Consider the following 16,549-nt stretch of genomic DNA (forward strand, 5'->3'; position numbering starts at 1 on the left):
GGGACGATGCACGCTCCGCAGGTGGAAACGAACTAGGCCGAGCACGAGCGGAACGTCGAGGCGGAAGTCGCGTTTCTGCGACGTCACTTGACGCTCAGGTCGTCCTAGCCCGGCCGCCGCACGCTCAGCAGCTGCAGTCACAGCATTCGAGGCACTCGTAGCACTCGCAGCATTCACAACAGTCGCAGGCGTCGCAGCAGTCCTTGCCCCTGCACGTTCCGTGCCTCGGACGCCCGGTGCAGGGGTCCGGGTACTCCTCGCGGCAGCAGGCCTGGCAGGTGCAGCAGAGCAGTGCCCACATGCCGCAGGCGCGCAGCAGGCCGTTGCGCTGGGGCGGGATCGGCGGCGGGGGAGGCGGTGGAGGCAGCGGCCCGCCGCCGAACGGGCCGGGAGGGAAGGAGCCGCCTGGGCCGTTTCCGGCAGGTCTGTTTCCAGCGGGGCCATTCCCGCCGTGGGCGCCGCCGTACGGATTCCCGCCGTGGGCGCCGCCGTACGGATTCCCGCCGTAGGGGTTGGCCCCGCCCGGGTTGGCGTAAGGGTAGGGCACCCCGCCGTACGGGTTGGGGCCCGTCGGCGGCTGGTTCCAAGAGCTGTAGGCGTGGCCGAAGACGCGCCGCACCGCAGCCTCGGTCTCGTGCGCGAGTAGACGGTGGGCGAGCGTGCCGTCGACCAGCTCGACCTCGGCGAGGGCGAGCCGGATGCCGTGGACCGCGTCACGGCACAGGCGCTCGGCCTCCGCCGTAGTGGTGCCGGTGGCGACCAACGGGTTCCAGGCACCTGTCTGCTGATCGCGGCTCAGGTCCTCGACCGCGTCCAGGAGATGGGCTAGGCGGCCGAAGTAGCGGCCCACTTCGCGCAGCGGGGCGCGGTTGCCCGGGCGGCTCGCAAGCACGGCGGTGTGCTCCAGTGCGAGTGCCGTCGCCTCCTCGGTCGGGGCCGTCACGAGCAGCACGGAGGAGCCGGGACCGGCGGCCGCCTCGACCTCGATCTGCCGTTCCAGGCTGGCGAACAGACCCTCGGCGTCGAAGCCCAGGGACGTTCCGGCCGTCCGGCTCTGCCGGCGCCACCGCTCCGCCACGCCGCCCGCGGCCGCGGCGACCGGACGACGGGCGAAGAGGCCGTCTCGGTCGTCCACGTGGTCGCGCATCTTGGCGGACGCGAGCGCCAGCGAGACCGCGGCGGCCAGCCTGGCTCCCTCGCCCCGGGCCACAGGCGCGGTGCGCAGGCCGCGCAGCGGGCACGGGCCCGCCTTGCGGCGGTCGTCCGGCCGGCTCGCGGCCTGCGCCTCGACGAGGACGGAGACGATCAGTCCGTCGTAGTTGGTCGCGGTGCGGGCCAGTTGGCCGTGACCGTCGCGCAGCGCCAGGCAGAGTCCGCACAGATGGGCCGTCCAGCTCTCCAGCAGACGTTCCGTCAGGCGGTGCCGACAGGGCCGAATGATTCCGAACACGCCCCGGTCCTCCCCCGGTTTCCCGGTTCCCCCGTAGTCCCCCGAATGATCGCGTCCACCGTATCGGTTGGGCCCGGCCGGGTGCAGCCGCCCTGGTCAGCGATGGCGCGGGTAGGCTGGCAGCGGAGCACGCGGGGGAGACCAGGTGAAGGTGGAGGCGAGTCCGTGCCGTATCTGACCGTGGCCGGGCCGGGCGTCCACGAGATCGAGGTCAAGAAGTCCCGCTTCCTCTGCCACCTCGCGCGCGTGGGGGACGAGGCGGAGGCGCAGGCGTTCGTCGCCGGGATCCGGAAGCAGTTCTGGGACGCGCGCCACAACTGCACCGCCTTCGTCGTGGGCGACGACCCGCGCCGCGAGCGCTCCAACGACGACGGCGAGCCCGCCGGCACGGCCGGTGCGCCGATGCTGGAGGTGCTGCGCCGACGCGGCGTCACCGACACCGTCGCGGTGGTGACCCGCTACTTCGGCGGCGTGCTGCTCGGTGCGGGCGGGCTCGTCCGCGCCTACGGCGGGGTGGTCGCCGAGGCGCTGGACGAGGTCGGCCTGGTCGAACGCCGCCCGGTCGCACTGCTCGCCGTCCACACCGACCATGTCCGCGCGGGGCGACTGGAGAACGACCTGAGGGCGGCGGGCTACGCCGTGCGGGACGTCGCCTACGACGCGCACGGCGTGGTCGTGGAGGTGGGCGTGCCGGAGGAGAGCGTGCCCGGGTTCGAGGCGTGGCTCGCCGAGACGACCGCCGGAGAGGCGCTGCCCGAGCGCGTCGGCACGACGCTGGTCGACGTGCCGGTCGGGTAAGCCGGTCGGGTGATGCGGGAATGTCCATGCGGGGACGTTCCACGCGGGGACGACCACCGCCGCGCTACGGCTCGGACCGGTACTCCATGAACGCGGCGAAGGCGCGGGCGCCGTAGACGGTCGCGGGTCCGCCGCACAGCAGGAACGTCACCGCAATGGTCTCGGCGACCTCCTCGGGCGTGGCGCCGCTCAGAGCGGCCGCGCGTGTGTGCGAGGCGATGCAGCCGTCGCACTGCGCGCCCACCGCCAGCGCGACGGCGACGAGCTCCTTGACCTTGGGATCGAGGGCTCCCGGACCCATCGCGGCCGAGTGCAGGTCGCGGTAGGCCGCGTAGACGTCGGGGATCTTCTCCCGCAGGGCCCGACCGAGTGGTCGCAACTCGGCCTGCACCGCCTTTCCGCAGGTGTGCTCCACGGCCTGCACCGCCTTTCCGCAGGTGTGCTCCACGGCCTGCACCGCCTTTCCGCAGGTGTGCTCCACGGCCTGGCCTCCGTCCAGGGGCGACGGTCGTTCACCGTCGAGTATGAGCGGTCGTCGCGACGGATGCGGGCGCGAACGAGCCCGGCGAGAATGGGCGGGAGTGATCGTCGGAAGAAGGCGGCAGAAGATGTCCGGCTCCGTCAGCTCCTCCGGTTCACGGCGGCTGATCCTCGCCGCGATGATCTTCGCCGTGGCGATGACCTTCATCGACCAGACGATCGTGTCCATCGCCGCCCCGCAGATCCAGGCGGAACTGGGGCTGACCGACACCGGGGTGCAGTGGGCCATCAACGCCTACCTGCTGGCGCTGGCTGCGCTCTTCGCCTTCGGCGGTCGCCTGTCGGACATCGTCGGTCATCGCCCAATGGTGATCCTCGGTGTGGTGGTCTTCGCCGCGGCCTCCGCGATGTGCGGCCTCACCCCGAAGGGCTCGGCCGCGGAGGCCTGGCTGATCGCCTTCCGCGCCCTTCAGGGGGCGGGCGGAGCCATCATGTACCCGGCCGCTCTCGCCATCGTGGTGAGCAGCTACGCCCTCCACGAACGGGGCAAGGCGCTGGCGCTGTTCTTCGGCATCGCCGGCGGCCTCACCGCGATCGGCCCCATCCTGGGCGGATGGCTGACCCAGTGGACCTGGCGCGCCATCTTCTGGGTCAACATCCCCGTCGCGATCGTCGCCCTGGTGCTGATCGCGGTCTCCAAGCCGCGGACGCCGCACCGACCGGCGCCGATGGACTACCGCGGGCTCGTGCTGATCGTGGCCGGCGTCGGCCTGAGCGTCTTCGGCTTCCAGCAGTCGAACCTGTGGGGATGGCACTCCCCGGCGATCTGGCTGTGCATCATCGTCGGGCTGCTGCTGCTGGTCGTCTTCGTCCTGGTGGAGCGCCGGACCCCGGCGCCGCTGCTCAACGTCCGGCACTTCCGCAACCGCGCCTTCCGGGTGGAGAACATCGTGCTGGGGGTGTCGATGGCCGCCTTCGTGCCGGTCTTCTTCTTCACCAGCGTCTACGCGGAGGTGGCGCTCGGGAAGAACGCCTCCAAGGCCAGCCTCGACCTGCTCTACTTCTTCCTCGGCTTCGTGGTGGCGGCGCAGATCGGCGGGCGGATGCTGGACCGCGTCGGAGCCAAACGCCCCGTGGTGCTCGGCTGCGCGCTCGCCTGCGTCGGCTTCTTCCTGTGGGCGGGGCGGGTCACCGCTCTCGACGAGAGCCGGATCGTGTGGTGGATCGTCGTGTCAGGCGCGGGCCTCGGGCTGATGCTGGGCCAGGCCAACACCGACGCGGTCAACCGCGTCCCGCAGCTCTCGTACGGCGAGGCGACCGGCATCACCCAGACGATCCGCAACTACGGCTCCAGCCTGGGGTTGGCGGTCCTGGGCACCCTCTACTCCTCGACCCTGCAGACCCGGCTCACCCAGGCCCTGACCGGGCAGGGGCTGTCGCACGCGGCAGCCAGCCAGCAGGCCGCGCAGATCTCCCGGCTCGGTGCGGGGTCGAGCGGCGGCACGGCCTCGGCGCCCCAGTTCGTGCGGCTGGCCGTGGCCGAGGCCACCCGGTCGGTACTGATCGGGATGGGCGTCATCATGGCGGTCGCCTGCGGGATCGCCCTCCTCGGGCTGCGCCGTGGCAAGCAGACGGAACTTCCGGCGGAGGACGACGAAGCGGTCGCCGACCAGGCGGGGCCGGCACCCGTGGCGGACGACGGGCGCGCGGGGGAGCGGCCGTCGCGCTACCGGCGCAGCTCCTAGAAGGATCCGGAAGGCATGGTCACCGTCCGATCGCAGCGGGGCCGGCGCTCGCCGTCCGCCGGAGTCGCCGAGGCCGGTGCGGCGGGGGCGTTCGCGATCGTGATGGCGGGCACCACTCTGCCGACGCCGCTGTACGGGCTCTACCGCCAGGAGATCGGCTTCTCGGAGCTGATGGTCACCGTCATCTTCGCGGTGTACGCCGTCGGGGTGATGGGAGTCCTCGCCTTCGGGGGCGGCCTGTCGGACGTCGTGGGGCGACGCCGGGTCGCCCTGGTGGGCGTGGCGTTCGGCGTCGCCAGCGCGGTCTGCTTCCTGGCGGCCCACGGGCTGCCCCTGCTCTTCGCGGGGCGGCTCTGTTCCGGCTTCTCCGCCGGTCTGTTCACCGGCTCCGCCACCGCCTACATCGTGGAGCTGGCGCCGACGGAAGGGAGGAACCGCGCGGCTCTCGTGGCGACCGCGGCCAATATGGGCGGGCTCGGCATCGGCCCGGTGCTCTCGGGCACGCTCGCGCAGTACGGGCCCGCGCCGCTGCGCCTCCCCTACGCGGTGCATCTGGTGCTGCTGGCCGTCGCGGCCGGGACGCTGCGTGTGCTGCCGGAGACGGTGGCGGGGCCGCGGCCCTGGTCCGCGGCCCGGGTACGGCTGCCCGCGCTGCCCGCGTCGGTGAGGGCCGTCTTCGTTCCTTCGGCCCTGGCGGGGTTCGTCGGATTCGCCCTGCTCGGGGTGTTCACCTCGGTCACGCCGGCCTTCCTGGCGCAGTACCTGGGGGTGACCAACCTGGCCGTGGTGGGTCTGGTGGTCCTGGTCGTCTTCTCGGCCTCGACCGCCGGGCAACTGCTGGCCGGGCGGGTGGGGGCCCACCGAGCGCTCCCGGTGGGCTGCGGGCTGCTCGTGGCGGGCCTGGCGTTGCTGGCCGGCGCGCTCACCTGGCGGTCCCTCGCGCTCGTCGTGCTGAGCGGCGTCGTCGGCGGCATCGGGCAGGGGTTCGCGCTGCGCGGGGCGGTCACCCGGTTGGCGGCCATGGCCCCGGCCGCGGAGCGGGGCCAGGTCATCTCCGCGTTCTTCCTCGCGGCCTACGCGGGGATCTCGTTGCCGGTGGTCGGCATCGGTCTGATGGCCGCGACCGTCGGCCTCCAGGACGCGGGCCGCTACTTCGCCGCCGCCATGGCGGTGCTGGCCGCGGCGGCGGGCGGCTACCTGCTCCGGCATGGGCGGACGGACGGGTGAGGGGGGCGGACCCCGGCCAGTGGCTGCTCGTCTGCCCGCCGCCTGAGCCACTCGGGCGAATCCCGGACCAGGACTCCCCGTGGGGTGGTCGTCGGTCCTACTCTGATCCGGCTGGGAACCATCACCGCGTCAGCCGCTCCCACTCGGCGAGGTGTCGATGCAGCCACCACCGGAGGACGTCCTGCTCCTCCTCGCGCACCCGTTCGGCGACACCTGGACCACGCTCGCGGACTGGATCGAGCGTGGCCCCGGCCACCGTCCGCTGCTGCGGCCGGTGAAAGCCCGCTCGCGACTGACCGGGGAGGATCTGCCGCTGTCCGTCGTCCCGTTCCAGTACCGCAACGACGGTGCGGCGCGGCTCGCCATCGAGCGGGGGGAGCTGAAGGACCCCTGGACGTAGGGTCCGTCGCGGCATTGTGGGAACTCCACACAATGCGCCCCTTCGACTCGCTGCACTCCGATGCCGCTGCTGGTCGAATCACCGTGCGAGGCTGAGGTTGACCGCGCACGGACGGATTCGGACAGGAAAGATCTTCTCGTGCGCTTCTTACGAATGATGCGAGGGGACACTGCCATGGCACGGGAGCTGGGCGAGGTCGCGATCACGGGGTTGGGCGCCAGCACGCCGTTGGGCGGCGACGTGGCGTCGACCTGGGCGGCGATGCTCGAAGGACGGTCCGGCGTGGCCGTGATCGAGGACGCGTGGGCGCGCGAGCTGCCGGTGCGGATCGCGGCGCGCCTCGCCGTCGAGCCGACCGAGGTGATGCCGCGCGTCGAGGCGCGCAAGCTGGACCGTTGCGAGCAGCTGGCGCTGGTCGCGGCCCGGGAGGCGTGGGCCGACGCGGCCCGGCCGGGGGTGGAGCCCGAGCGGCTCGCGGTCGTCATGGGCACGGGCACCGGGGGCGTCGGATCGCTGCTGGCCCAGGACGACGCGCTGGAGCAGCACGGCGCCCGCAAGGTCTCGCCCTACGTCGTCACCCAGATGATGGCCAACGGCCCCGCCGCCTGGGTCAGCATGGACCTCGGCGCGCGCGGCGGCGCGCGGACGCCCGTCAGCGCGTGCAGCTCCGGCGCGGAGGCGATCGCGATGGGCCTGGACCTGATCCGGCTCGGCCGCGCCGACGTGGTCGTCGCCGGCGGCACGGAGGCGTGCATCACCGCGGCGGTGATGGCCGGGTTCGCGCAGATGACCGCGCTCTCCAAGCGCGAGGACGCGCCCGAGGCGGCCTCCCGTCCCTTCGACGTCGACCGGGACGGGTTCGTGCTCGGCGAGGGCGCGGCCGTCGTCGTCCTGGAGCGCGCCGACCTGGCGCGGGCGCGGGGCGCGCGCGTCTACGCGCACGTCGCGGGCGCGGGCATCACCTCCAGTGCCGTCCACATCACCGCCTCGGACGCGGACGGGCAGCGACGCGCGATCCGCCAGGCACTGGCCGACGCCGGGATCGACCCGCTGGACGTGGGCTTCGTCCACGCCCACGCCACCTCCACACCGGCGGGCGACGTCGTCGAGGCGGAGGTCATCGCCGAGACCATCGGGTTCCACCCCGTCGTCACCGCGACCAAGTCGATGACCGGCCACCTCCTCGGCGCCTCCGGCGCGCTCGGCGCGATGGTGACCGCCCTCGCGCTGCACGAGGGACGGCTGCCCGCGGTGCGCAACCTGGAGAACGCGGACCCGGGGGTGAAGCTCGACCTGGTCAGCGGCGCGCCGCGCCGCGGAGCATGGCGGGCGGGCCTCGCCAACTCCTACGGCTTCGGCGGCCACAACGTCAGTCTCGTGCTGACGGGAGTGTGAACCAGCCAGCGGTCGCGTCGAGTTCGGCTTGGCCCAGGCGCTTGGGGCGGCGGGCAGCGACGCGGTCCGGATGCTCGTGCGTCAAGCGGTGAGCAGCGTCGCGAGTTCCGTGAGGGAGTTCACCCGGAAGTCCGCGGCAGTTGCCTCCGGCTGGTCTGCCCACAAGTATCCCCACGGCCCGCGCCGCAGGTGGCAGGCCTTCAGCCCCGCGGCTTGCGCCGGGGCGATGTCATTCGCCGGGTGGTCGCCGACGTAGAGGATCTCGCCAGGCACCCGTTCGGCCCAGGTCGCCAGGGTCGCGAAGAACTCCGGTGACGGCTTGGCCACTTGCCACTCCCCGGACACGCCGATGGCGTCCACCGGGAGGTCGAGGGCGCGCAGGAGTCCTCCGACGCGCGCGGTCTGGTTTCCGGCGACGCCGACCCACAGGCCGGCGTCGTGCAGGGCTTGGAAGCTGTCGCGGACGTCGGGGTAGAGGTCGGTCTCGTCGAGGCGCTCGCCGCGCCCCCGGCGTTCGCGTTTCTCGTACTCGGCCCATAGGTCCAGGTCGGGCTTGATGAGCCGGAGAGCGTCAGCGTTGTCCCGGCCCTGGGCGACCACCGCACCCACGAGCGCGGACAACGTGTGGTGGGGGACCTCCAGCCAGTCAGCCCAGTCGGCCCAGAAGCGGCGGTCGCTGGTGATGGTCTCGCCGACGTCGAACACGACTGCGCTGATCTGAGGCATATCGGGAGCCTACTGGCGCAGCCATCGGACACGCGGGCGTTCAGAGGGCGCGGGAAGGAAGCGTGTCCGCGCGCCGCTTCGGAGACTGGGACGAGTCCTCGGGGCCGGTCAGGTTGCGTGCAGGTGACGCGGCCGCCGCTTGTGATCTCAGCCACTCACGGGCCGGTTAACCTGCTGTTCACAAACGGGCAACAGCCGGGAAATTGCGTCCTGTGAATCTCCTCCTCGAGCAAAGGCCGTAACTCCCCAGTGCAGCGGAGCGACGCCGAGCGCCACAGCATCGCCCCCACCCACCGCGTGATTCGTCTGCGAGGAGCTGCGCCCGTGAGCTACAAGGCCGAGTACATCTGGATCGACGGCACCGAGCCGACCGCGGAGCTGCGCTCCAAGACGAAGATCCTGGCGGACGGCGCGGAGCTCTCGGTGTGGGGCTTCGACGGTTCCAGCACCAACCAGGCCGAGGGGCACGCTTCGGACCGTGTCCTCAAGCCGGTCTTCTCCTGCCCGGACCCGATCCGTGGCGGCGACAACGTGCTGGTCCTGTGCGAGGTGCTGAACATCGACGGCACCCCGCACGAGACCAACCACCGGGCCAAGCTCACCGAGGTGGCCGAGAAGTTCGCGGCGCAGGAGTCGATCTTCGGCATCGAGCAGGAGTACACCTTCCTGACCGAGGACGGCCGCCCGCTGGGCTTCCCCGAGGGCGGCTTCCCGGCCCCGCAGGGCCCGTACTACTGCGGTGTCGGCACCGGCAAGGTCGTCGGTCGCGAGATCGTCGAGAAGCACATGGACGCCTGCATCGAGGCCGGTCTGGCCATCTGCGGCATCAACGCCGAGGTCATGCCCGGCCAGTGGGAGTTCCAGATCGGCCCGGTCGGCCCGCTCGAGGTCTCCGACCACATGTGGGTCGCCCGTTGGCTGCTGCACCGCGTCGCCGAGGACTACGGCGTCGTCGTCTCCCTGGACGCCAAGCCGGCCAAGGGCGACTGGAACGGCGCGGGCGCGCACACCAACTTCTCCACCAAGGCCATGCGTGAGGGCTACGACGCCATCATCACCGCCTGCGAGGCGCTGGGCGCCTCGCAGGACATCGTGATGGAGCACGTCACCCAGTACGGCACCGGTGTCGAGGAGCGCCTTACCGGCAAGCACGAGACGGCCCCCTGGAACGTCTACAGCTACGGCGTCTCCAACCGTGGCGCCTCGGTCCGCATCCCGTGGCAGGTCGAGGTCGACAAGAAGGGCTACATCGAGGACCGTCGCCCGAACGCGAACGTCGACCCCTACGTGGTGACCCGCCTGCTGGTCAACACCTGCTGCTCCGCGCTCGAGAAGGCCGGCCAGGTCTGATCTTCTCGGCAGCACCGCCGCTTGGGCAGCACTGCCGCTCGGCCCCGCCGCTGGACAGAACTCCGCGCGCTCTCCGGTTCCCGTACCGGAGAGCGCGCGGTGTCGTCCGGCGGCTTTCGTCGTCAGTCGATGCCTGCGGGGGCGGACCGGTCGTCTGTGAGGTAGGTGCCGTAGCCGCGGACCACGAGCGGGCCGTCGAAGACGAGCACCTCGTTGACCAACCCGCCGACCTGGTTGCGGTAGTGGATGACCAGGCAGTCGACGCCCGCGTAACTGCCGACCAGCTCGAAGCGCAGGTCCGGCACGCGGGTCAGCGCCTCGGTCCAGTACGCGCGCAGCGCGGCCTTGCCGCGGACCGTTCCGTCGCCTCCGAGCACGCGTGCGGCCACGGGGGAGGAGAACGTCACGTCCTCGGCGAAATGCGCGAGCACGGCCTCCACGTTGTGTGTATTCCACGCTGAGAGCCAGGAGTTGACGAACCGTTCGATGATGTCGAGATCCATGGGCGCATTGTTGCGGGAAGTCGTGCCACGCCGTTCATGTGACCGGAGTGTGAACGAAGTTCACCCGATCGGGTGAGCAGGTGGGCATGGCCATGGACAAGCCAATAGACGGGGATGTTGGTTTGCCGTGGCACGCCTCGCGCGCCCGCGCTGACACGAATTCGCTGACCCGATTTCAGGGAGACGACCCCCCGTGCACCCGAACGACGCCCGTCGCGAAGACGGCTCCCGGCTGTCCGCCGCGTACTGGTGTGAGGCGGTCGCCCATCTGCCCGCCAGCGGGCACTCGTTCTGGCTCGCCGCCTGTCCCGTCTCCTCGCCGCGTGAGGCGCTCTGCTGGCTCGCGGACCGCGCCGAGCGCCTCGCCGAGCAGCTCGACGCCTCCGCCGCCGAGGCCGCCCGCGGCTGGCTCGTCGACGCGCTGGCCCACGAGCGGATGCTGCTCGCGCTCACCGAGGGAAGCCTGTTCATGCACACCATCCCCGACGAGGGCGTCCGCCACATCCTCTCGGCCCGTCCGGTCCAGCTCCAGGTCCAGGCCCGCGAGCACTTTTCTGTGACTATTTAGGTGCCCGGCGCCCACAGACGGTCCCCCGGCCCGTTTCGAGGCGGGGGACGTTGCTTTCACGAGGGAGGCTGGCAGAGTGTCCCCGTGTCGGAGAATCTGCGGATCGGGCTGCTCGGTGCGGCCGCCATCGCGCCCAGCGCGCTCATCGAGCCCGCGCGGGCGGTGCCGCGCGTCAGCGTGGCTGCCGTCGCGGCGCGCGACCGGGCGCGAGGCGAGGCGTTCGCCCGCAAGCACGGCGTTCCCGTCGTGCACACCGGGTACGACGCGCTGCTCGCCGATCCCGGCGTGGACGCCGTGTACATCCCGCTGCCCAACGGCCTGCACGCCGAATGGACGCTGAAGGCGCTGGCCGCGGGCAAGCACGTGCTGTGCGAGAAGCCGTTCACGGCCAACCGCGCCGAGGCCGAGCGCGTGGCCGACGCCGCCGACGCGGCGTACGCGCGGGACGGCCTCGTGGTCATGGAGGCCTTCCACTACCGTCACCACGCCCTGGCCGCGCGGATGCGGGAGATCGTCGCCAGCGGCGAACTCGGCACGCTGCGCCGCGTCGAGGCCGAACTGAGCTTCCCGCTGCCGCGGTTCGGCGACATCCGGTACGACTACGGGCTCGCGGGCGGCGCGACGATGGACGCCGGCTGCTACGCGGTCCACGTGGCCCGGCTGCTCGGCGGCGACCCGTCGGTGACCTCGGCGCGGATGCTGACGCTGCGCCGCGACCCGCGCGTCGACCGCGCGATGAGCGCCGAGGTGGCCTTCCCCGGCGGGGCGAGCGGGCAGGTCCGCGCCTCGATGTGGTCCCGGCGGCTGCTGGCGATCCGGGCCCGCGCTGTCGGGGAGGACGGCGAGCTGCGGGTCACCAACTTCGTGATGCCGCAGCTCTACCACCGCCTCACCGTGCGCCCGCGCACGGGCGGCCCCGTCCGTCGCGAACGGCTCCCCGGCCGCCCCACGAGCTACGCCGCGCAGTTGGCGGCCTTCGCCGCTGCTGCGCTCGACGGCGCGCAGGTGCTGACCTCGGCGCGGGACGCGGTGGTCACCATGGGCGTGCTCGACGACATCTACCGCGCCGCCGGGCTGCCCCTGCGCGGCGCGGCCGAGGACTAGGACCGGCCCGCGAGGGCGGTTCAGCCCTACGGCGGTGTGAGGTCGCGGATCTCGGAGCCGGTGGCGACGTGCTCCGAGGCCGGGATGCGGCTCATCGACGCGCGTCCCCTTCGGCCTCGACGCCCTCGTCGGTGACCAGGACCGGCAGGACGGCGCCGTCCTGCCGGGCGAGGGTCCCGTGGCCCGCCATCAGGGTGCCGTGGCCCAGCGCCAGGCAGGCGGTGGGGGAACGGACCCGGGCCCCGACAGGGAGGCCGCCGGCCCGCCCAGGGCGGCTCCCGGGACAGCGACCGAGAGCTGCCCCGGCGCGACCATGGCCCAGTCGCCACCGGCCGTCCGTACGCCGCCGCCACGACACCGTCCCGGAGCGACGCCCACCGCGCTGCCGTCGACCGGGGGCTGGCGGAAGACCCCGAAACCCTGGCTCGCGGTGTCAGCTGCAGTGCAGCGCGGACCCGCCGTCAGGTCGAGGGATTTGCCCGGCCTGCGCGGCACTCCCTCGGCGCGGCCCGGTGTCTCGGCGGCGCGCCTCTCCCGGCGCCACGGGTGATCCGGACAAGCTGGCGGACATCACGGTCCCCTTCCGAAGGAGCGCCGCTCTTGTCCGTCCCACCGATCGCCCCGAGAGACGAAGCCCGCCCGCTAGCAGCCGAGTTGACCGCCCTGCGCCGCGAGATCCACGCCGAGCCGGAGCTCGGCCGCCGACTGCCGCGCACCCAGCGGCGCGTCCTCGACGCGCTCGCCGGGCTGCCGTTGGAGATCGGGACGGGGGCGGCGCTGTCCTCGGTGACCGCCGTCCTGCGCGGGGCCCGTCCGGGGCCGACCGTGCTGCTGCGCGCCGACATGGACGCCCTGCCGCTGACCGAGGCCACCGGCCTGCCCTACGCGTCCCGCGTTCCCGGCGTGATGCACGCCTGCGGCCACGACCTGCACACGGCCATGCTGGTCGGCGCGGTCCGGCTGCTGGTCGCGCGCCGGGAGGAGCTCGCCGGGTCGGTGGTCTTCATGTTCCAGCCTGACGAGGAGGGCACCGACGGCGGTGGCGCGTCCGCGATGCTCGCGGAGGGACTGCTCGACGCCTCCGGCGAGACGCCGGTCGCCGCGTACGCGTTGCACGTCGCGGCGAACCGGCTCCCGTTCGGGGTCTTCTCCGGCCGTCCCGGGACGGCCGCCGCGGCCTCGGACGGCCTGCTGGTGACGGTGCGCGGCCGGGGCGGGCACGGCTCCGCGCCGCACCGGGCGGCCGACCCGATCCCGGCCCTGTGCGAGATGGTGACGGCGCTGCAGACGTTCGTCACCAGGCGGTTCGACATTCACGACCCTGTCGTGCTCACCGTCGGCCTCATCCAGGGCGGGACCAAGCGCAACGTCATCCCCGACGAGGCCGGCTTCGAGGCCACCGTGCGCACCTTCTCCGCCGAGTCCAGGGAGCGGATGCGCGAGGGTGCGCGCACCCTGCTCACCGGCATCGCCGCCGCCCACGGCTTGAGCGCCGAGGTGGTCTACCACGAGGGGTACCCGGCCCTGGTGAACGACCCCGCCGAGACCGCGCGCGCCGCACGCGCCGTCGTGGACCTGTTCGGCCCCGGGCGGTTCCAGGAACCGGCCCACCCCACGCCGGGCGCCGAGGACATGGCCTTCGTACTGGCGCGGGTCCCGGGCGCGTGTCTGATGCTCGGCGCCTGCCCGCCGCAGGACGACTTCACCACCGCGCCGCAGAACCACTCGTCCCGGGCGGTCTTCGACGACGCCGTCCTGCCGGACGGCGCGGCCCTGCTCGCGCAGCTCGCGCTGGGGCGACTGGCCGACGGGGACGGGCGGGTGACGCCCGCATGAGCGCGACACGGCCGTCCGGCGACATGCCGATCCGCCACCCCCTCTCCGGGGCGCGGCGGATTGGCACATGCCAAGTTGGCCGCTCTGGGTGTCAACCACCTCTGAGCAGCAGCATCCTGGAGTCAACGACACTCACCGGCCGCCGTTCGACCAAGGGGTTCCACCTCCATGCCCGCTTCCACGGATGAGGCCGCCACGGTGCGCGCCACCCCCTCGTCCCGCACCGTCGACGTCAACCGGCTCGGCGAGGCGCTCGTATCCGGGCTCAAGTCCGCACTCGGCCGCCACGGCATCACGCTTCCCTCCCTCCAGGCCGACTACCCCCTGGGCGACAAGCCCCTGATCATGCTCGGCCGCGCCAACCAGGAGACCGTCGAGAGACTGACCGCGCTGCTCGACTCCATCGAGCCGGCCGCGGACTGACGGATCCGCGCAGACTCCCCGTCCCGGCGCCGTACTCCCCCCGTGCGCGTCGGGGCGGGGGCGGTGCCCCGGCCCTCCGGCCCACGATCGGCCGTGGCCCTGTCGGTGAACCGTGGCGGCAGGAGGCGTTGCGCGTGCGGGGAGCGTCAGCAGCACCCGGCCCCGACCTGTCCGCGCGCGGCGGCCCGGAGCCGTCGGCCCGCGGCGTCTCGGACGATCCGGAGCCCGCGCGGCGACTGGACGGCCTCTACGCCACGCCGCCGCCGTGGGAGATCGGGCGCCCGAAGCAGGCGTTCCTTGGTCTCGCGCGCCGGGGCGCGCTCGTGGGGAGGGTGCGGGACGTCGGTTGGCTTCTCGGCGGCGCCAGGGTCTCCGCCCCCGAAGCCTGAGCGGGGGCCTGCCCCTGAGCCCGAGGCGCGGTCCGGCCACCGATATTCGGTTGCCCGTGAGTGCGGGTCGCGGATGCAATGTCCGGCATGGTCACCGAGGATCACCCCGCCGGCGGGGAAGGGACGGACGCGCACGGGCCGCCCGTCCGGATCGGCGCTCTCGCCCCGCTGAGCCGCCCCGGCTGGGTCGAGGCGGGAGAGCACCTGCTCGCCGGGCTCGAGACGGCCGTCCGCGACGTCAACAGTGCGGGCGGAGTCCGCGGCCGGCCGATCGAGCTGCTGGTCCGGGACACCGCGGCCGATCCGGAGAGGGCCGCGGCGGCCGTGGACGAGTTGGCACGTCTGGGCGTCGCCGCCCTGGCGGGGGAGTACCACAGCGTCGTCGCCCGAGCCGCCGCCGCTCGGGCGGACGCCCTCGGGCTGCCGTTCCTCTGTTCGTCGGCGGTCCTCGACGCGCTCACCGAGGGGCCGACGGACCACGTCGCCCGTCTGGCCCCCACGCAGTCACACGGCTGGCGGATCTACGCGGACTTCCTGCTCGGCGCGGGTCACCGTCGCGTCGCCGTGGTGGCCGAGCCGAGTGCCTACTGGGCGGCCGGGGCCCGCATCCTGCGCGACCGCCTTGGGCGACAGGGCGGCGAGGTCGTCGAGTTGCCGGCCCGAGCGCTCACGCCGACGGCGCTCTGCGACGAGCTCGTCCGCCGTGGCGCGACAGCCCTGCTGCTCCTGGTCGGCCATCCCGACCCGGCGGTCCCGATCGTCCGGACCGTCCGCAGTGACCCGCGCCTCGCCGGGATCCTGCTCGGCGCTCCGGCCGGGCAGCCGGAGTTCACCGAATGGGCCGAGCTGCTGGGAGACGACGGCGCCGGGATCCCGTTCCTGCGCTACCTGCCCGAGCGCCTCGGGCCGCTCGGCGTGCGGGTCGAGGCGGCCCTGCGCGAACGCCTGGCCGGTGTGCCGTCCTTCGTCGCCTTCGAGGGCTACGACACCGTCACCGTCCTTGCCGAGGCGCTGCGTCGGGGTGCCGGCCCGGACGGCAACGGCGCCGCTGTGACCTGGGCGGAGGTCGCCGTCGCGGGCACTCGTGGCGCGATCCGGTTCTCCCGTCGGCCGGGCGTCGGCGTGTGGCAGTGGGCCTGGCCGCCGGTCCGGATCGTGGACCGGGATCCGGAGAACCTTGATCGCTTCCGGGTCCTCCACACCGGTGAAGCAAGCCTGTAACTCTGCGGTAACTGCGACGGCTGCCGACTCTCTTGACGTGTGGTCAGGTGCCTGGTTCCCTTTTCCAGGCAAGGTGCACCACTTGTTGTGGTGGCGACAGCTCGATCCTGTGCGGTGTTGTGCGAGTGCGCACGCGCACGCGCGCGATATTGGCATGATCATGACCTTCGTTGTCGCCCGTCCTCGTTCTCCTGGCAGCGTCCCGCTGCCGTCAAGAGAGGATCTTCCTTGATGGGCATACCTCTTCGTGGGGGTGTGCGCCGTGGGGCCATGGTGGGTCTCGCGACGCTCTCCCTGGCCGGCGCAGCGGCGCTGGGCATGGTGGCGCCGGCGACCGCCGCGTCGCACACGGCGAACCCGTACGACCCGGCGACCGGGCATTCCTACCGGCACGGCGTGATCCCGACGGTCACGCAGAACGCGAAGATGAATCAGTGGGCGGGCACACACGACTCGCCGACGGCCACCGGCGCCAACACGCTCTCGTACGGCGGCGGCATCGGGGGCGTGGGCGTCAACGACGGCAAGTCGCAGGTCTACCTCGTCTTCTACGGTACTCAGTGGGGTACTGAGAGCACGAACAGCGCCGGCGACGCGACGTTCTCCGGGGACCCCGACGGCGCGGCCCCGGTGACCCAGGAGATGTTCAAGGGCATCGGCACCGGCAACGAGCTGTGGTCCGCAGAACTGACCCAGTGGTGTGACGGCAACGGCGTCTCCACGGGCGCCACCAGTTGCCCGGCCACCGGCGCCAGCTACGTGCCGTACCAGAGCGGCGGCGTGCTGTCCGGCGTGTGGTACGACAACTCCGGGGCGTCGCCATCCGCGGCCACGGGCAACCAGCTCGGCCAGGAAGCGGTCAAGGCGGCCACGCACTTCGGCAACACCACCGCCGCCTCCAACCGCCACGCCTACTACGTCATCCTCTCGCCCC

Annotated in this window: 17 protein-coding genes; 13 read left to right on the forward strand and 4 right to left on the reverse strand. The window is 72.7% G+C overall.

All coding sequences use genetic code 11. The features are described from left to right. Window positions 1–124 precede the first annotated feature (124 nt). Entirely contained in the window at window positions 125–1,450 is a 1,326-nt protein-coding gene (locus TR48_RS35800) for a DUF5685 family protein (protein ID WP_042374762.1), read from the reverse strand. A gap of 165 nt (window positions 1,451–1,615) precedes the next feature. On the opposite strand from TR48_RS35800, the gene TR48_RS35805 reads away from it, so the two are divergent. After that, window positions 1,616–2,248 carry a YigZ family protein gene (locus tag TR48_RS35805; RefSeq protein WP_236652477.1) on the forward strand — a complete coding sequence of 211 codons (633 nt, stop codon included), beginning with the start codon at window positions 1,616–1,618 and terminating at the stop codon, window positions 2,246–2,248. A gap of 64 nt (window positions 2,249–2,312) precedes the next feature. Here TR48_RS35805 and TR48_RS45045 read toward each other — a convergent pair whose 3' ends face one another. Beyond that, a complete protein-coding gene (locus tag TR48_RS45045; protein WP_236652478.1) occupies window positions 2,313–2,729 on the reverse strand; it encodes a carboxymuconolactone decarboxylase family protein in 417 nt (138 codons plus the stop codon). Between the two features lie 127 nt (window positions 2,730–2,856). Here TR48_RS45045 and TR48_RS35815 point away from each other — a divergent pair, with 127 nt between their 5' ends. From TR48_RS35815 to TR48_RS35830, 4 genes are all read left to right on the forward strand, one after another. Further along, a complete protein-coding gene (locus TR48_RS35815) occupies window positions 2,857–4,473 on the forward strand; it encodes an MFS transporter (protein WP_042374763.1) in 1,617 nt (538 codons plus the stop codon). A gap of 15 nt (window positions 4,474–4,488) precedes the next feature. Continuing rightward, a complete protein-coding gene (locus tag TR48_RS35820) occupies window positions 4,489–5,700 on the forward strand; it encodes an MFS transporter (protein WP_042374764.1) in 1,212 nt (403 codons plus the stop codon). 157 nt (window positions 5,701–5,857) lie between these two features. Then, a complete protein-coding gene (locus TR48_RS35825) occupies window positions 5,858–6,100 on the forward strand; it encodes a hypothetical protein (protein WP_042374765.1) in 243 nt (80 codons plus the stop codon). Window positions 6,101–6,274: 174 nt separating this feature from the next. Beyond that, entirely contained in the window at window positions 6,275–7,495 is a 1,221-nt protein-coding gene (locus tag TR48_RS35830; protein ID WP_042374766.1) for a beta-ketoacyl-[acyl-carrier-protein] synthase family protein, read from the forward strand. Window positions 7,496–7,576: 81 nt separating this feature from the next. Here TR48_RS35830 and TR48_RS35835 read toward each other — a convergent pair whose 3' ends face one another. Continuing rightward, window positions 7,577–8,221, reverse strand: a complete 645-nt coding sequence (locus TR48_RS35835; RefSeq protein WP_042374767.1) for an HAD family hydrolase — start codon at window positions 8,219–8,221, stop codon at window positions 7,577–7,579. A 324-nt stretch (window positions 8,222–8,545) separates the two neighbouring features. Here TR48_RS35835 and glnII point away from each other — a divergent pair, with 324 nt between their 5' ends. Beyond that, window positions 8,546–9,571, forward strand: a complete 1,026-nt coding sequence (gene glnII / locus TR48_RS35840; RefSeq protein ID WP_042374768.1) for a glutamine synthetase — start codon at window positions 8,546–8,548, stop codon at window positions 9,569–9,571. Window positions 9,572–9,693: 122 nt separating this feature from the next. On the opposite strand, the gene TR48_RS35845 is transcribed toward glnII, so the two are convergent. Next, window positions 9,694–10,074, reverse strand: coding sequence for a nuclear transport factor 2 family protein (locus TR48_RS35845; protein WP_042374769.1), 381 nt, complete (start codon window positions 10,072–10,074; stop codon window positions 9,694–9,696). A 193-nt stretch (window positions 10,075–10,267) separates the two neighbouring features. On the opposite strand from TR48_RS35845, the gene TR48_RS35850 reads away from it, so the two are divergent. The 7 genes from TR48_RS35850 to TR48_RS35880 form a co-directional block, all read left to right on the forward strand. Beyond that, window positions 10,268–10,642 (forward strand): hypothetical protein, encoded by a 375-nt coding sequence (locus TR48_RS35850; RefSeq protein ID WP_042374770.1) that lies wholly within the window; start codon window positions 10,268–10,270, stop codon window positions 10,640–10,642. An 84-nt stretch (window positions 10,643–10,726) separates the two neighbouring features. Continuing rightward, window positions 10,727–11,746: a Gfo/Idh/MocA family protein gene (locus TR48_RS35855; protein ID WP_042374771.1), complete on the forward strand. Its 1,020-nt coding sequence runs from the start codon at window positions 10,727–10,729 to the stop codon at window positions 11,744–11,746. Between the two features lie 600 nt (window positions 11,747–12,346). Further along, window positions 12,347–13,582, forward strand: a complete 1,236-nt coding sequence (locus TR48_RS35860) for a M20 metallopeptidase family protein (protein WP_439654525.1) — start codon at window positions 12,347–12,349, stop codon at window positions 13,580–13,582. A gap of 168 nt (window positions 13,583–13,750) precedes the next feature. Then, on the forward strand, window positions 13,751–14,005 hold the full coding sequence (locus TR48_RS35865) for a hypothetical protein (RefSeq protein WP_236652479.1): 255 nt from the start codon (window positions 13,751–13,753) through the stop codon (window positions 14,003–14,005). 134 nt (window positions 14,006–14,139) lie between these two features. Further along, window positions 14,140–14,394: a hypothetical protein gene (locus tag TR48_RS35870; protein ID WP_042374773.1), complete on the forward strand. Its 255-nt coding sequence runs from the start codon at window positions 14,140–14,142 to the stop codon at window positions 14,392–14,394. 87 nt (window positions 14,395–14,481) lie between these two features. Further along, on the forward strand, window positions 14,482–15,615 hold the full coding sequence (locus TR48_RS35875; RefSeq protein ID WP_042374777.1) for an ABC transporter substrate-binding protein: 1,134 nt from the start codon (window positions 14,482–14,484) through the stop codon (window positions 15,613–15,615). A 231-nt stretch (window positions 15,616–15,846) separates the two neighbouring features. Continuing rightward, window positions 15,847–16,549: hypothetical protein (locus TR48_RS35880; RefSeq protein WP_201777200.1), on the forward strand; the 703-nt coding region annotated here is incomplete at its 3' end.

The organism is Streptacidiphilus neutrinimicus, from assembly GCF_000787815.1.
Lineage (GTDB): Bacteria > Actinomycetota > Actinomycetes > Streptomycetales > Streptomycetaceae > Streptacidiphilus > Streptacidiphilus neutrinimicus.

Excerpts from the sequence above, each read along its gene's own strand:
- TR48_RS35815 (WP_042374763.1), top strand. The coding sequence starts at position 2,857 with ATGTCCGGCTCCGTCAGCTCCTCCGGTTCACGGCGGCTGATCCTCGCC.
- TR48_RS35820 (WP_042374764.1), top strand. The coding sequence starts at position 4,489 with ATGGTCACCGTCCGATCGCAGCGGGGCCGGCGCTCGCCGTCCGCCGGA.
- TR48_RS35825 (WP_042374765.1), top strand. The coding sequence starts at position 5,858 with ATGCAGCCACCACCGGAGGACGTCCTGCTCCTCCTCGCGCACCCGTTC.
- TR48_RS35830 (WP_042374766.1), top strand. The coding sequence starts at position 6,275 with ATGGCACGGGAGCTGGGCGAGGTCGCGATCACGGGGTTGGGCGCCAGC.
- TR48_RS35835 (WP_042374767.1), bottom strand. The coding sequence starts at position 8,221 with ATGCCTCAGATCAGCGCAGTCGTGTTCGACGTCGGCGAGACCATCACC.
- TR48_RS35845 (WP_042374769.1), bottom strand. The coding sequence starts at position 10,074 with ATGGATCTCGACATCATCGAACGGTTCGTCAACTCCTGGCTCTCAGCG.
- TR48_RS35865 (WP_236652479.1), top strand. The coding sequence starts at position 13,751 with ATGCCCGCTTCCACGGATGAGGCCGCCACGGTGCGCGCCACCCCCTCG.
- TR48_RS35875 (WP_042374777.1), top strand. The coding sequence starts at position 14,482 with ATGGTCACCGAGGATCACCCCGCCGGCGGGGAAGGGACGGACGCGCAC.